General features: G+C 54.2%; 14 protein-coding genes. 7 read left to right on the top strand and 7 right to left on the bottom strand.

The genetic code is table 11. The annotated features are described in order from the left end of the window. Positions 1-379 precede the first annotated feature (379 nt). The 3 genes from C8N36_RS10055 (at position 380) to pheS (ending at position 3,425) form a co-directional block, all read left to right on the top strand. Positions 380-694 carry a hypothetical protein gene (locus tag C8N36_RS10055; RefSeq protein ID WP_097803646.1) on the top strand — a complete coding sequence of 105 codons (315 nt, stop codon included), beginning with the start codon at positions 380-382 and terminating at the stop codon, positions 692-694. Beyond that, a complete protein-coding gene (locus tag C8N36_RS10050) occupies positions 676-2,220 on the top strand; it encodes a methyl-accepting chemotaxis protein (RefSeq protein ID WP_097803647.1) in 1,545 nt (514 codons plus the stop codon). Before C8N36_RS10055 ends, C8N36_RS10050 begins: the two co-directional genes overlap by 19 nt. Before the next feature lie 131 nt (positions 2,221-2,351). Continuing rightward, positions 2,352-3,425 (top strand): phenylalanine--tRNA ligase subunit alpha, encoded by a 1,074-nt coding sequence (gene pheS, locus C8N36_RS10045; protein WP_097803648.1) that lies wholly within the window; start codon positions 2,352-2,354, stop codon positions 3,423-3,425. On the opposite strand, the gene C8N36_RS10040 is transcribed toward pheS, so the two are convergent. Together C8N36_RS10040 and C8N36_RS10035 are read right to left on the bottom strand one after the other, a co-directional pair. After that, positions 3,371-4,153, bottom strand: coding sequence for a hypothetical protein (locus tag C8N36_RS10040; RefSeq protein WP_110767882.1), 783 nt, complete (start codon positions 4,151-4,153; stop codon positions 3,371-3,373). The genes pheS and C8N36_RS10040 overlap by 55 nt on opposite strands. 248 nt (positions 4,154-4,401) lie before the next feature. Then, on the bottom strand, positions 4,402-4,713 hold the full coding sequence (locus C8N36_RS10035; protein WP_097803650.1) for an ETC complex I subunit: 312 nt from the start codon (positions 4,711-4,713) through the stop codon (positions 4,402-4,404). A 419-nt stretch (positions 4,714-5,132) separates the two neighbouring features. Here C8N36_RS10035 and uvrB point away from each other — a divergent pair, with 419 nt between their 5' ends. After that, a complete protein-coding gene (uvrB, locus tag C8N36_RS10030) occupies positions 5,133-7,328 on the top strand; it encodes an excinuclease ABC subunit UvrB (RefSeq protein WP_097803651.1) in 2,196 nt (731 codons plus the stop codon). Positions 7,329-7,784: 456 nt separating this feature from the next. Here uvrB and C8N36_RS10025 read toward each other — a convergent pair whose 3' ends face one another. Next, a complete protein-coding gene (locus C8N36_RS10025) occupies positions 7,785-8,540 on the bottom strand; it encodes a sulfite exporter TauE/SafE family protein (protein WP_097803652.1) in 756 nt (251 codons plus the stop codon). Between the two features lie 148 nt (positions 8,541-8,688). On the opposite strand from C8N36_RS10025, the gene C8N36_RS10020 reads away from it, so the two are divergent. The 3 genes from C8N36_RS10020 to C8N36_RS10010 all read left to right on the top strand — a co-directional run bounded on the left by C8N36_RS10020 (position 8,689) and on the right by C8N36_RS10010 (position 11,477). Further along, a complete protein-coding gene (locus C8N36_RS10020; protein ID WP_097803653.1) occupies positions 8,689-10,374 on the top strand; it encodes an acyl-CoA dehydrogenase family protein in 1,686 nt (561 codons plus the stop codon). A gap of 213 nt (positions 10,375-10,587) precedes the next feature. Then, positions 10,588-10,929 (top strand): carboxymuconolactone decarboxylase family protein, encoded by a 342-nt coding sequence (locus C8N36_RS10015; RefSeq protein WP_097803654.1) that lies wholly within the window; start codon positions 10,588-10,590, stop codon positions 10,927-10,929. A 77-nt stretch (positions 10,930-11,006) separates the two neighbouring features. Continuing rightward, complete coding sequence (locus C8N36_RS10010) at positions 11,007-11,477, top strand: CREC-EF hand family protein (RefSeq protein WP_097803655.1); 471 nt, start codon at positions 11,007-11,009, stop codon at positions 11,475-11,477. Between the two features lie 82 nt (positions 11,478-11,559). On the opposite strand, the gene pheT is transcribed toward C8N36_RS10010, so the two are convergent. The 4 genes from pheT to C8N36_RS09990 all read right to left on the bottom strand — a co-directional run bounded on the left by pheT (position 11,560) and on the right by C8N36_RS09990 (position 15,091). Continuing rightward, entirely contained in the window at positions 11,560-13,959 is a 2,400-nt protein-coding gene (gene pheT, locus C8N36_RS10005; protein WP_097803656.1) for a phenylalanine--tRNA ligase subunit beta, read from the bottom strand. A gap of 199 nt (positions 13,960-14,158) precedes the next feature. Beyond that, on the bottom strand, positions 14,159-14,524 hold the full coding sequence (rplT, locus tag C8N36_RS10000; protein ID WP_097803657.1) for a 50S ribosomal protein L20: 366 nt from the start codon (positions 14,522-14,524) through the stop codon (positions 14,159-14,161). A gap of 15 nt (positions 14,525-14,539) precedes the next feature. Further along, positions 14,540-14,740: a 50S ribosomal protein L35 gene (rpmI, locus tag C8N36_RS09995; protein ID WP_097803658.1), complete on the bottom strand. Its 201-nt coding sequence runs from the start codon at positions 14,738-14,740 to the stop codon at positions 14,540-14,542. A 126-nt stretch (positions 14,741-14,866) separates the two neighbouring features. Further along, positions 14,867-15,091 (bottom strand): hypothetical protein, encoded by a 225-nt coding sequence (locus tag C8N36_RS09990; RefSeq protein WP_097803659.1) that lies wholly within the window; start codon positions 15,089-15,091, stop codon positions 14,867-14,869. Positions 15,092-15,102: the final 11 nt, after the last annotated feature.

Here is a 15,102-nt window from a genome sequence, read left to right as displayed (position 1 = left end):
ATAAAACTGAAATTGGGGGGAAGCGATAGCAATGTCGTTTCCCTTTAGCGTTTCCGCTTTACAGGCCTATGCCACAATTACGGCTTAGGTAGTGATGCATACCGACCCAAACCCTATCTTAATTGGTAGGAAGAAAGATCCATGCCTAGCCATCATCGCCAACCTCAAGCGCCCAACGTCTGATTTTGCCGGGCCACTACGCCCCTAAATCATTTGATTGCAAAGACTGGGCCGCATTATTAAGCCTCTACTGGGCTGAACCGCCCGGGACAATGGCCGGTGCCAATTGCATATATTTTCATTCGATTTCAATACATTTCGATGCGCTCTCACCTAGCATAGATACCCATCGTTAAGACCTGCATCATAGTTTGCAGACATGAATACCGTTGGTCATATCATTGCTACGCTTTGTGCATCCGGTCTGCTCAGTCTTTCTGCGCTGGCGCTGGTTGTGTCAGGGTCTTCGCTTGAAGATGCGGATTTGGTGTTGGTCGTTTCGTATCCTTGGGGCTCTCAAGCCTCTCGGATCATCCAAAAATCAGGCCTCAAGGAAACCTATCCTGTGCGTGCACCGCTTGGCAGCATGACCGTTGTCAGCGGTCCGAATGACATAACCAACCTCAAGAAAAACGGCGCTTGGCTTTTGCTGGATGGAAAAAAGGTTGCGACCCTATGCTCACCTCAGGTGTAAAGAACGTCTCTGACACTCAGGATTTCAAGCTGCAGATTTATGCCAGCCTTGCTCTGTCACCTTGGCCCATGCTTGTGGCCCTGTATGTCAACCCGGCCATGCCTTGGATTTTGTTAGGGGCAGCCAGTCTGGCTATTACTGTACTCACCTTTATTTCACGGCGCTTGCCACAGGGTATCGGGCCCTATGTCATTTCCTTTGCCTTGGTTGCGCATTGCGTATTGCTGACGGTGTCTTTCATTGGTCACCCATGGCAAACCGATTCACACATGCTGTATTTCGTGGCAATTGCAGTGTCGTCGACACTCAACAATGCCCGTGTCCTGTTTTTTACAGCGGCGATTATTGCGGTCCACCATTTAGCCTTCACTTTGCTGATCCCATCTTTGGTCTACCCAGATGGCACGACCCTTTCCAACGTTGGCCGCACCATTATGCACGCCGCAATTGTTGTTATGGAAACCTCCGTCTTGTTGGTCAGTATTTTGCAGAAAAAGGCGATCGACGCCGAAGCGCTCAGTCAAAGACAAGAAGCTTTGAAACAAGCAGAAATCGCCAAAGACGCAGAAATGCTGGCGCAAAGCAGCCAAGAACAATCTGATCGCATCGTGTCCGTTCTGACCGAAAACCTTGCTTTGCTAGCAGACGGGGATTTGACATGTGAAATCACAGACGATTTCCCGCCCTCGCATGCAAAATTGAGGGACGATTTCAATCGGACGATCGAAACCTTAAACCAAACAATGGAACGTATCTTCGAAGTTGCCACCGGTATTCGCAACGGTTCCGCCAATGTGGCCCGCGCCTCTGACAACCTATCGACCAGAACGGAGTCACAAGCAGCCACACTTGAAGAAGCCGCCGCTGCGCTCGAAGAATTGACCAATAGCGTCGGATCGGCTGCGCAAAGCACTCAGAATGTCGAAAGTAGCATTTTCGAGGCAAAACAAGGCGCGGAAAATAGTGGCCATGTGGTTCAAAACGCCGTTGAAGCAATGAATGAGATTGAAACCAGTGCCAGCCACATTTCCCAGATAATTGGTGTTATCGACAATATTGCGTTCCAAACCAACCTTTTGGCGCTGAACGCTGGTGTCGAAGCTGCCCGCGCTGGTGAAGCCGGAAACGGGTTTGCGGTTGTCGCTTCCGAGGTTCGGGCATTGGCGCAACGGTCCGCTGAATCTGCAAAAGAAATCAAAGTGCTTATCGGGAACAGCTCGGAACAAGTCGATCGCGGCGTTGAACTTGTTGGACGCGCAGGGAAAGCCCTGACGGAAATTGTCGCGCAAGTCAGTGAAATCTCTCGGCAGGTGTCCGCGATCACTCAAGGCACTCTACAACAATCTGCAGCCTTGGCAGAAATCAATACCGGGGTGACCCAGCTGGATCAGGTCACACAAGAAAATGCTGCAATGGTGCACGAATCGACCTCGGCCAGCCACAAGTTGGACGCAGATGCACGCTCCCTCGCGGACATGGTCGCACAGTTTACAATCCAGCAACCACAGAGACGCGAGATTGCATGACGATTTGCGTCCGCCCTGCCAAGACAGAGCCCCCGAATGCAGCATAGGTTCCGGAGGTCTATGGATGACTGGGCGCTTGCCACCCGCGCGGCTTCGCGGTAACGCTCGACCCGGAACTCTGGAGGCCCCCGATGGACGATCTGCGCGACAAGTATCTGACCCTAATAAATGACGCTGGCGACGAAGCCGCGCTCGAAGAGCTGCGTGTGCAGGCCGTCGGTAAGAAGGGCGAGATTAGCCTGCAAATGCGGTCTTTAGGGAAAATGTCCCCTGAGGAACGTCAAGTTGCGGGCCCGGCGTTGAATGCACTCAAAGATGAAATCAACGCTGCCTTGGCCGCCAAAAAATCTGCGCTTGCGGACGCTGCCCTTGACGCCCGTCTGGCCACAGAATGGCTGGACGTAACACTGCCTGCACGGCCACAGCGCCAAGGGTCAATCCATCCGATCAGTCAGGTGACCGAAGAGGTCTCGGCCATCTTTGCCGACATGGGATTTGCAGTTGCCGAAGGTCCTCAGATCGACACAGACTGGTATGTGTTTGATGCACTGAACATCCCAAGCCATCATCCGGCCCGCGCCGAGATGGACACCTTCTATATGAGCCGCGCGGAAGGTGACGACCGCGCACCTCATATATTGCGGACCCACACATCCCCGGTGCAAATTCGGTCGATGGAAAAGCAAGGGGCACCAATCCGCATCATCGCACCCGGCCGTGTCTATCGCGCCGATTATGACCAGACGCACACGCCAATGTTTCATCAAGTCGAAGGTCTATGCATTGGCAAAGACGTTTCAATGGCAAACCTGAAATGGTGCCTCGAAGAATTCGTGAAAGCGTTCTTCGAAGTCGACCATGTGGAACTACGTTTTCGCGCATCACATTTTCCTTTCACGGAACCCTCGGCTGAGGTCGACATTCAGTGCAGTTGGGAAAATGGCGTTCTGAAGGTTGGCGAAGGCGACGATTGGATGGAAATCCTCGGCTCTGGCATGGTGCATCCAAAGGTTTTGGAGAATGCAGGTGTTGACCCCAAAGAATACCAAGGGTTCGCCTTTGGGATCGGGATTGACCGGTTGGCAATGCTCAAATACGGCATTCCAGATTTGCGGGCATTCTTCGATTCAGACCTGCGCTGGTTGAAGCACTACGGGTTCACACCACTCGATGTCCCGACATTGCACGGCGGTCTCAGCAAATAACGGCGTAGGCCCGATAAATTCTGTATTGGGTGTTTGAACGGCTCGTCAAAATCTACGAAATCCGGTATTTCGGTTTTCGTTGGACCGAGCGTATACAATGGCTGGTGACTTGTATCCCGATGAATCCGGAGACACCACTTCAGCTCTACGCGATCACCAAGAAACTCCGGGATGTTCGAGATCGATTGGGCGACAAACCTTGGTCCGAAACATGGGAACGTGGCCCCAAAGATGCTACCAAAGTTTTGCTCTTGGACTGTCAACACGGCTTCAGAAAACATAACGATCGAAACTTGTCGTCTTCGATGTTCCTTGGCTGCCAACCGATGAACATCTAAATCGGGGCGAAATCCCACGAAGCCATTCAAAAGACTGCAAAAAAACCGCCGAAGAGGGCTGTCAATCCGGTGCAATTTGAAGATATCAGTCTGAATTTTGCGATTTAAAAGCGAGTTTTCACCTACAGAGATCGCATCAATGCCGACCTCGGCGGATAGGCTTTGAATGGTACGGTATTTACTGTCTGTGATCTCAACACCAAAGACTATGGTGCCTGATTTAACAGCGGAGTTTTTAACAATATTGTTCCGCAGGATGTCGCGGATCAAGGCCTGCTGCATATCCTCCAACGGCAGCCCCGCCGCTGCAGCGCACCGAACGACGGCCTTCTCGCGTCCAGAAGTGAAGTGCGTAGTATTGTAGCCAAAATCACTGACCAGGCGCTTCATACCGCAGCATTTTAATCGTAGCCCACAGGATTTCTTTGCTAGGCACCGCACATTTTCCGACCTGACCCCGCTCAGCAAAAAGAGTCCGGTCTGGAACCGCGTCCTCTTTGGCAAATTTCGAGCCTAAGAATTTTGCAGGTTTTGCGAAGTTCTTGCCAAACAATGCCGCGCACGGGTGTCCGGAAGGATTTTCGAGAGTGGAAACTCGTTGAGCCGGTTTCCGGATTCACCAGCCGGCTCAGAACGCGTTAGTGCGTCCAAGGAACCCGGCGATCGACGGCAAAGTTCTCCGCATATCCGCGGGCGCGGATGTTTGGCTTACGCTTGTTAGGTTCGACCACTTGGGCATCAACACCATGGTCTTGTGCATAGACCAACGCGGCCTCTTTGCTATCAAAACGCATTTTGACCTGGGCCTGCGTATCCGTAGAAGACGTCCACCCCATAAGCGGATCAACTTCGCGGCGTGATGCCGGTGCATATTCAAGCACCCAAACCTTGGTTTTTCCCTGCCCCGAGGACATGGCTGTTCTTGCTGGCTGATAGATGCGTGCACGCATGGCATAACTCCTTCGTCAGGCCCGTTTATCGGGGATTCCCCGCGATAGGGCAAGCGCCCGTTCATGTCCATTTGTCACATAGTGCAAAACGAAGACAAGCAGCGGTTTGACCGTCAGGGCCGCGGGGAGCGAGGGGTGGGTAGATGCTGCACCAAGACCTGCCAAACCGTCTGCTTATTCAAAAGATACATATTGCGCAAACGTTCCCGCAATAGTTCTTTTGGCCTAATTTTGTGGCACACCAGAAAAGTACTGTCAGCGAAAACCTTAACAAACTGAAAACAGGCCGCTTTCACTCGGCTGCGGCATTTTGCTTAGCGGCCCGCCACTTTCCGCAAAGCTGCATTCAAACCGCCTTCAGGGGTTGTATTACCGACAAATGGCATCAATTCTACTTTTGTTCTATTGCGAGACTCTTCATGCCTTACGCCCATTCTGACAAATCTGACGCCTTGCTGCATTCTCCGGCCCCTGACATCAAAGACCGCGTGAAACTGGAAGGCGGCAAAGAATTTGTGCTGCACACGGAATTCAGCCCTGCGGGGGATCAACCGACAGCGATTGTAGAATTGACAGGTGGCATAAACGACGGCGACCGGTCGCAGGTTTTGTTAGGGGCCACTGGCACCGGCAAAACATTCACCATGGCGAAAGTCATCGAAGAAACGCAGCGCCCAGCCATCATCCTTGCCCCGAACAAGACCCTCGCGGCCCAGCTATATGGGGAATTCAAAGGATTTTTTCCGGACAATGCCGTCGAATACTTTGTCAGCTATTACGACTATTACCAACCCGAGGCCTACGTCGCGCGCTCTGACACCTTCATCGAGAAAGAAAGCCAGATCAACGAGCAGATCGACCGGATGCGCCATTCGGCCACTCGGGCGCTTTTGGAGCGCGACGATGTGATTATTGTGGCCTCGGTCTCGTGCATTTACGGGATAGGCTCGGTCGAAACCTACGGTGCGATGACCCAAGATTTGTTGGTCGGCACTGAATATGACCAGCGGAAGGTCATCGCCGATTTGGTCGCACAGCAGTATCGCCGCAACGATCAGGGGTTTCAGCGCGGTTCCTTTCGGGTCCGCGGCGACAGTTTGGAAATCTGGCCCGCCCACCTTGAAGATCGCGCTTGGAAACTATCCTTCTTTGGCGAGGAACTGGAAGGTATTACCGAATTTGACCCGCTGACCGGGGTGAAAACCGACACCTTTGACCGCATCCGCATCTACGCAAATTCGCATTACGTCACGCCCAAACCAACGATGAATCAGGCCGTCATCGGCATCAAAAAAGAATTGCGCCAGCGGCTGGATCAACTGGTCGGCGAAGGTAAATTGCTAGAGGCGCAACGTCTTGAGCAACGCTGTAATTTCGACGTCGAGATGTTGGAAGCCACCGGCGTTTGCAGTGGAATTGAGAACTATTCGCGTTATCTAACCGGCCGTGCACCTGGCGAGCCGCCCCCCACGCTGTTCGAATTCATCCCGGACAATGCCATCGTATTTGCGGACGAATCCCACGTTTCAGTGCCGCAAATCGGCGCGATGTACAAAGGCGACTTTCGGCGCAAGATGACACTGGCCGAACACGGGTTCCGCCTGCCTTCATGCATGGACAACCGCCCCCTCAAGTTTGAGGAATGGGACGCAATGCGGCCCCAGTCGATCTTTGTTTCAGCCACCCCTTCCAGATGGGAGCTGGAGCAATCCGGCGGTGTCTTCACCGAACAGGTGATCCGACCCACAGGCCTGTTGGATCCCCCGGTCGAAATCCGCCCGGTCGAAATGCAAGTCGATGATGTTCTTGATGAAATTCGCAAAGTGACCGCCGAAGGCATGCGCACCCTTGTCACAACTCTGACAAAACGCATGGCCGAAGATTTAACCGAATACCTGCATGAACAGGGCATCAAGGTCCGCTACATGCATTCGGATATCGACACCATTGAACGGATCGAAATCCTGCGCGACCTACGACTTGGGGCGTTTGACGTTCTCATCGGTATCAACCTGCTGCGAGAAGGGTTGGACATTCCGGAATGCGGATTGGTCGCCATTTTGGACGCGGACAAAGAAGGTTTTCTGCGCTCTGAAACATCGCTTGTGCAGACAATCGGACGTGCGGCGCGGAACGAGCATGGCCGGGTTATCATGTACGCTGACCGGATGACTGGCTCAATGGAGCGGGCAATTGGCGAAACCAACCGCCGCCGCGCCAAACAAGAGGCATACAACGTCGAACACGGCATCACCCCCGCAACTGTGAAAAAGAACGTCGAGGATATTCTAGCTGGTCTTTATAAGGGCGATACGGATCAATCACGGGTTACGGCCAAAATCGACAAGGGGCATGCTGGCGGCAACCTTCAAACCGTTCTTGAGGGCCTGCGCAACGACATGCGCAAGGCCGCCGAGAACCTTGAGTTCGAAGAAGCGGCGCGATTACGCGATGAAGTCAAGCGATTGGAGGCCGTCGATTTGGCTGTATCGGACGACCCGCTGGCCCGGCAATCTGCAGTTGAGGCAGCGTCAGAAGCGGCGGTGAAATCACGAGGTCGGTCTACAGCCGGTCGGCCGGGCCAACGTGGCGGGGTGAAGAGACGCTCGAGATAGAGGCAACAACCTAGACGCGCGAGAAATCGAACTCATTCGGCAGCAGTTGCTAAAACTCGACAGCAAGGAACGAGCTAATTAGAGGGCCAATCTGAACGCAAAGCCAATGAAACACGTATCAGGAAAGTGGATATTGCGAGTTTCAAGCACAGGTTCCGCAGAAACAACCAATGTGCGATTCACATGGGAGAATTATGAGTGCTCAGTTTTTTGTTGAGGAGCCTTGTCAGGATGTATTCCCAAGAAGAATGCTAGAAGGTAGCGACCACGTCGATGTCCCTTTTGTTGCCAACACAGATAGCAATACGAAAGAAGAGATCAGCTTGGAATGGGACGACCCATCCGGGACCGGAAATAGTAAGCAAGTCGAACTGTCTTTTTAAACATTGCTCATGGTGCCCGGCTAAAAGTACAGCTTCTCTGCTGACCGTTGATGTATTTTTGCGCAATCCAGACCTACAACAATGCCCGCCGTAGCAAGTTCAACCCAGCCACCAGCAACACGATCAATGTGGCTTTGCGAAACGCTGCTTGATCAATCCGGTCATGAAATAGTCCGCCAATCCACATACCAAGAACTGCGGGCACCACCATCAACGCAGAAAACCAAATCGTCTGGGCATTCAAAATTCCAGATCCAATATGGGCCCCCATTAAAGCAAGCGCACCAAGGCCGTAGATCACCCCTTGGACACGAATTTGGTCGCTCTTTTCCGTGCCCAAGGCCGTTAGATAGGCCACTGTCGGTGGCCCCCAAATTCCGGACATCCCGCCAATCAATCCGGCGAAACTGCCGACACCAACCTCAACTCTGCGACTGGGGGTCATACGCGGTTGCCACCCCTTCAGTTGCACAACAGAAAACACAGTGATCGGGGCCCCAATTGCAAACAGCAAAACTTCGACCGGCAAAACTGCCACCATCTGCGACGAAATCAACATTGCAGCCAATCCGGCGAGCAAAAACACCCGGAATCGCGTGACCGAAGCCATCGCCGCACGCGGCCCTTGTTGCAGGGCTTGGATACCGTTCGACACAAAGGCCGGTAAGATCAGCCCTGCCAAAGCCAATTCAGGAGCGACCAGACTGCCAAGGCCTGACATAAGAATCGTTGGCAATGCAAAGCCCACCATGCCCTTGATGATCCCGCCCAACAGGCCGATGCTTAAACACAGTGCCAAAAGTGGCATATTTGAAAAAAGTGCGTCCATGACATGTGTTTAGCATGGACGAATTCAAGGCACTGCAACAAATTGCCGCGCAATATTCGACCGCAAGCGCCGCAGCATTGGTATTTTTGTTGCGCTGCACCTGCGAAATCGGTAGAACCCGCACAAGACTATGTAAAGGACGCGACACATGGCACATGACGGACAAGACCCTAGCCTAGGCAGTGCGATCCTGCCTGACCTTCTGGCCCTCACCGGCGCGGCGATTGCCCCGGTTGAAACTGTATTCGAAGCAGCCCGGACCAGCGTCCGCGACATGGTCAGCAAAGACGGCCGCGTTTCAGGCGCGCTGATCGAAGCCAACCAAACCGCAGCGCACGGCCTTGCCTGGCTGGCTACATACCTCGAAAGTCTGCGTCAAATGCAAGGTTGGGCAGAGCGCCTGACAGCTGATGGCCGCTTTGGTGATCTTGAACAGCTGCTACACCAGATCGCCTTTGGCGAATACCTCTGGCAGGTCAATGGCGGCATCCAGATGAACCAGGGCGAAATCGTCCGGCTTCAGGATATGGGCGTGGCCCAAGAAGATATGCGCGCCCTGATGAGCGACGCTGTCATGACCTTGACGCAGGGGGCCAACACCCAAGCCGCGCGCACCCAGTTGGTGGCACTGATCCAGCGACGCGAAGGCGACATCACTTATGGTGTGACCGGCCTGGATGAAGAGCTGGAAATGTTCCGCGAACAGATGCGCCGCTATGCCGTCGACAAGGTAGAACCCTACGCTCATGAATGGCATCTCAAGGATCAGCTGATCCCGATGGAGATCATTGAAGAGCTGTCCGAAATGGGCGTTTTTGGCCTGACTATTCCAGAAGAATACGGCGGGCTTGGCATGTCCAAGGCATCAATGTGTGTGGTGTCCGAAGAACTGTCGCGCGGTTATATCGGTGTGGGTTCGCTCGGCACCCGCTCTGAAATCGCTGCGGAATTGATCATCGCTGGTGGCACCGAAGAGCAAAAGCAAAAGTGGCTTCCACGTTTGGCGACCGGCGAAACCCTGCCCACTGCTGTTTTCACTGAACCCAACACCGGCTCCGATCTTGGCTCCTTGCGCACCCGCGCTGTCAAAGACGACAATGGTGACTGGAAAGTGACAGGCAACAAGACCTGGATCACACACGCTTCCCGAACCTCGATCATGACACTTTTGGCGCGCACCGACTCTGAGACTTCCGACTATAAAGGTCTTTCGATGTTCTTGGCGGAAAAAACGCCGGGCGACGACGCAAACCCCTTCCCGACCGAAGGCATGACCGGCGGCGAGATCGAAGTTTTGGGCTATCGCGGCATGAAAGAGTACGAGCTGGCCTTCGACAACTTCCACGTCAAAGGTGAGAACCTGCTGGGCGGCGAAACCGGTAAAGGTTTCAAGCAGCTTATGGAGACCTTCGAAAGCGCGCGCATTCAAACTGCAGCCCGTGCCATTGGGGTAGCCCAGTCGGCAATGGACGTCGGGATGAAATACGCACAAGACCGCAAACAATTCGGCAAGTCCCTCATCGACTTTCCGCGCGTGTCCGGCAAAATCGCCATGATGGCCACGGAAATCATGGTCGCCCGCCAGCTGTCGTATTTCTCGGCCCGCGAAAAAGACGAAGGCCGTCGTTGTGACCTTGAAGCCGGCATGGCCAAGCTGCTCGGCGCCCGCGTTGCATGGGCTGCGGCAGACAACGCGCTGCAAATCCACGGTGGCAACGGCTTTGCGCTTGAATACACGGTAAGCCGGATCTTGTGTGACGCTCGCATCCTAAACATTTTTGAGGGCGCAGGCGAAATCCAAGCGCAAGTTATCGCACGCCGCCTGCTGGGGTAACAACAGAACAAAATCTTGAATAAAAGGCCCCGTGCATCCGCTGCATGGGGCCTTTTTGTTTCTTCTGTCCCTGAACATCCCGGGGTGAATTGGAGCTTGCTCCAAGAGGGGCTGGCCCCACCTCAGAGGTTTCGTTTTAAACATGATCTTGATCAATGCATGCATTCCAAACCTGTGATGTGTCTCCCGTCAACAACACTCTAGGAGAGCACCATGAGCTGGACCACCAAACTGAACGACACCAAAAAGCAACTCAAAGAACTGGGCGGAATGATCCCGGACACCGTTGCCGGATTTGGTGCCATCGGCAAAAGCGTTAAGAAAAACGGTGCACTGACTTTCAAGGAAAAAGAATATGTGGCACTCGGGATCGCTGTCGCGACCCGATGCGAGCCATGCATTTTGTTCCACACCGAAGCCTTGGTGAAACTCGGAGCCACGCGCGAAGAGTTTTCGGAAGTTTTGGCGACCTGCATCCAAATGGGTGGCGGTCCGGGTTTGATGTATTCGGGCAAGGCACTTGAGGTTTTTGACGAACTAACCACCAAGGCTTGACACCCTGCGTCATCCTGTCTCGACGGGATTCTAAACATATTCCGTTTAACCTATGTAATTAGATCGGGAGAAACCAAATGATCCGCTATGCCCTACCCTTCGTCTTTGTTGCCGGAACCGCCTTTGCCCAGCAAATGCCCGGAGCACATTTCATCGAAAATTGGGACTTGAACGAAGATGGTCAAGTGACCGTGTCCGAGGCCGCTGAGCGCCGCGCGGATGTCTTTGTCACCTTCGACGCCAATGACGATGGTTTCTTGGATGCAGAAGAATACCTCGCCTTTGACGAGGCGCGCGAAAGCGACATGAAGGAACATGCCCAACCCGGAAAAGGCCAAGGCCTTGGGCATCGCGCCGCAGACGGTCTTAAACTCGAGGCAAATGATCTCGATAATGATGGAAAAGTCAGCACAGCGGAGTTTGTTAGCGGTGCTGAAGGCTGGATCGCTACGATGGACAAAAATGCTGACGGCGTTGTCAGTTCTGATGACTTTGGCCAAGGCCGAGGCATGGGCAAAGGAAACGGTCAAGGGAACGGCAAAGGTTAATTCCCAAACGAAACAGGGCCGCCCATATCGGGCGGCCCTTTGAACACATAACTGCCCCACGCGACATGCGCAGTGCCCAAGCTTACCCGCGCAATTCGCCGCCAGTTGCTTTGCTCACTTTCGCGATGATTTTGGCGGCGACCGCTTCGATATCTTTTTCTTTCAGCGTTTGACCAACCGGCTGCAAACGCACTGAGATAGCGAGAGATTTCTTGCCCTCACCCAAGTTGCCTCCGATAAATTCGTCGAAAACACGCACTTCTTCTATTAGGGCTTTGTCGGCACCGGCAGCCGCATTGACCACTGTCAGCGCCTCAACATCGGCATCCACCACAAAGGCAAAATCGCGTTCAACGGCCTGAAGGTCGTTCTGTGTCAGCGCGGCGCGTGTGGCACCGGTTTTTCGCGGCAACGGCACTTGCTCAGGATACAATACAAAGGCGACAGCCGGACCTTTGACGCCCATTTCGTCAAGCACTTTGGGGTGCAATTCGCCAAAGACGCCCAACACCTTTTTCGGTCCCAAACAAATCTGGCCATGGCGTCCGGGATGCCACCAACCTTCACCTCCGCGCAGGATCTGCACTTTGGCAGGTGCACCCATCGCGCCCAAAGCGGATTCGGCATCTGCCTTGGCATCAAACAAATCGACGCTTCGCATTGCGCCATGAACATCCTTGGGACCTGACTTGCCAACCAACAGGCCAGCGACCTGCAGGTTCTGTTCACCCGGTTCGCCGCCTTGGAAGGCGTGGCCAACTTCAAAAAGAGCCAAATCAGCGTAGCCGCGAGCCTGATTACGGGCCGCAGCTTGCAAAAGACCGGGCAGCAGTGACGGGCGCATATGGCTCATCTCTGATGAAATCGGGTTCGCTAGTTTTGTCACATCATCGCCACCACCAAACAGGGCCGCAGCGGCTTGATCAATAAAGCTATAGGTCACGCATTCATTGTACCCCAGCGTCGCCACAGTCCGCCGGACGGTCCGCTCGCGCTTTTGAATGGGTGACAAGATCGGCTTTGGAACACCGTTTTGCAGGCGCGGCAAAGGTTTACCCACCAATTTGGTCAGCGAGGCGATACGCGCCACCTCCTCAACCAGATCGGCTTCGCCTTTGACGTCTGCACGCCAGCTGGGCACATGGGCCTGATCGCCTTCCATCCGGAACCCTAGCGCGGTCAGCGTCTGACGCTGCTCTGCCTCGGGGATTTCCATGCCAACCAGCGAAACCACCCGTTTGGCATCCAGACGATAGCTGCGCGCCACATCTGGGACTTGCCCGGCGGTGACAACTTTCGATGCTTCGCCGCCGCAAAGATCAAGGATCATCTGCGTCGCATCTTCGATCGCCTGCATGTTGTAGGCAGGGTCGATGCCGCGTTCATTGCGGTAACGCGCATCCGAGTTGATTTTCAGCGCGCGGCCCGTGTGGGCGATCTGGATGTGATCCCAGACGGCAGCCTCAAGAAAAACATTTGTGGTTTCTTCGGTGCAGCCCGTCGCCAAGCCGCCCATGATGCCAGCGATGCTTTCGATGCCGGAGTCGTCCGAGATCACGACCTGACCTTCTCCAAAGGTATAAGTCTTTTCATCCAGCCCAACCAGCGTATCGCCGGCTGTTGCGCGATGAATGCGCAGGTTGCCCCGAACCTTATCCGCATCAAACACGTGTAATGGACGGTTGCGATCAAAGGTGAAAAAGTTGGTGATATCCACAAGGGCAGAAATCGGGCGCAAGCCAATCGCCTTGAGCCGCTGTTGCAGCCATTCTGGCGAAGGTCCGTTCTTCACCCCTTTGATCATACGTCCGGCAAAAACTTCGCAGCCGTCCGCCCGTGTATCCTCATCAATCGTCACAGTGATCGGACTTTCAAAGCTGCCCTCAACCGCTTCGACCTTGAGCGGTTTGAGCTTGCCCAAACCGCGTGCCGCCAAATCGCGGGCAATGCCGTGTACGCCCAACGCATCCTGACGGTTTGGCGTAATCGCGATCTCGATCACCGGATCAACTTTTTCGGGCATATTGGCCGCCAGCCAATCGACAAATTTTGTTCCGACATCGCCGGATGGCAGTTCGATGATCCCGTCGTGGTCATCCCCCAACTGCAGTTCCTTCATCGACGCCATCATGCCGTGGCTTTCGACACCGCGGATCTTGCCGACGCTTAGCGTGATGTCCAAGCCGGGAACATAATCACCGGGCTTACAAAGAACCACGGTGATCCCTTCACGAGCATTGGGCGCGCCGCAAACGATCTGTTTGTCGCCTTCGTCCGTCGCCACGGTGCAGACACGCAGACGGTCCGCGTCTGGATGCTGCTCGGCGTGGGTAACTTTGGCAAGGGTAAAGCCAGCCAGCGCTTGCGCCGGATTTTCGATGCCCTCGACCTCAAGCCCAAGGTCGGTCAGCACTTCGGCAATCTCATCAACCGAGGCTGTGGTGTCGAGATGGTCTTTAAGCCAGGAGAAAGTGAATTTCATGAGCCAGCGCCTTGGGTATTGGGGTTATCAATCGTGTTGTCCTTAGCGGATCGCCGCTAGGGTGAAAAGGGGCTGGGAGCCGCTGGAAGATATGCAGGCAGATTTCTTTGCTGCCCTGTGCCCAGCTTTGTCCCAAAGCCACAAAAAAACCGCGGGCCAGATGACCCGCGGTTTTCAATTTCAAACTCTAGGGCAGCGCTTAAGCGGCCAGAGCGCCTTTGGCTTGATCCACGATCGCAGCAAATGCTTCGGGCTCGTGTACGGCCAGATCGGCAAGAACCTTACGGTCTACTTCGATGCCGGCCAGGTTCAGACCATTGATGAACTTGGAGTATGTCAGTGCTTCGTCGTGAGCACGTACAGCCGCGTTGATACGCTGAATCCACAGCGCGCGGAAATTGCGCTTGCGGTTATGACGGTCGCGTGTGGCGTATTGGTTCGCCTTGTCGACTGCCTGTGCTGCTACCTTGAAGGTATTCTTGCGGCGGCCATAATAACCTTTGGCCTGCTTGATTACCTTTTTATGACGCGCGTGCGCGACGGTTCCGCCTTTAACTCGGGACATGTGCTAAATCTCCTCTTAGCGGTCGTACGGCATGAATGACTTGACGGTTTTCGCGTCAGGTGCAGACAATGTCGTGGTGCCGCGAGCATCGCGGATGAATTTGCGTGTGCGTTTGATCATGCCGTGGCGTTTGCCAGCCTGACCACCCATCACTTTACCGGTCGCAGTGACCTTGAAGCGCTTTTTGGCGCTCGATTTCGTCTTCATCTTGGGCATTTCGATCTCCGTCTATTAGCGCGACTCGGCATGCCACTTGAGCCGGACGCGCGGTTGAGAGGGGTCGTATAGGTGTGGATCTGGAATTTCGCAAGCCTTGAATCACCCGAGTGCGGGATTCAAAGTCTAGTAAACGTATTTACCCAGCACTTCGTAAAAAACCAACGGGATATCTTGCAATGTGTAGCCGCTGGGCTTGTGCGTCAGCGCATAAATGATCAATCCGCCGGCCGCCATCATAACAATGGTCGCGGCCCGGGGGGCGCGACCATCAGAAAAAGCTGAAATCATGGCTGGCAGTGTGAACACCGCCAGCACCACCCCTGCAATCAAGGATACATCTGGATCCATTGAGCCAGCTC

This window comes from Pelagimonas varians, from assembly GCF_003208435.1.
Taxonomy (GTDB): domain Bacteria; phylum Pseudomonadota; class Alphaproteobacteria; order Rhodobacterales; family Rhodobacteraceae; genus Pelagimonas; species Pelagimonas varians.
This window is presented reverse-complemented; position numbering and strand designations above follow the sequence as displayed.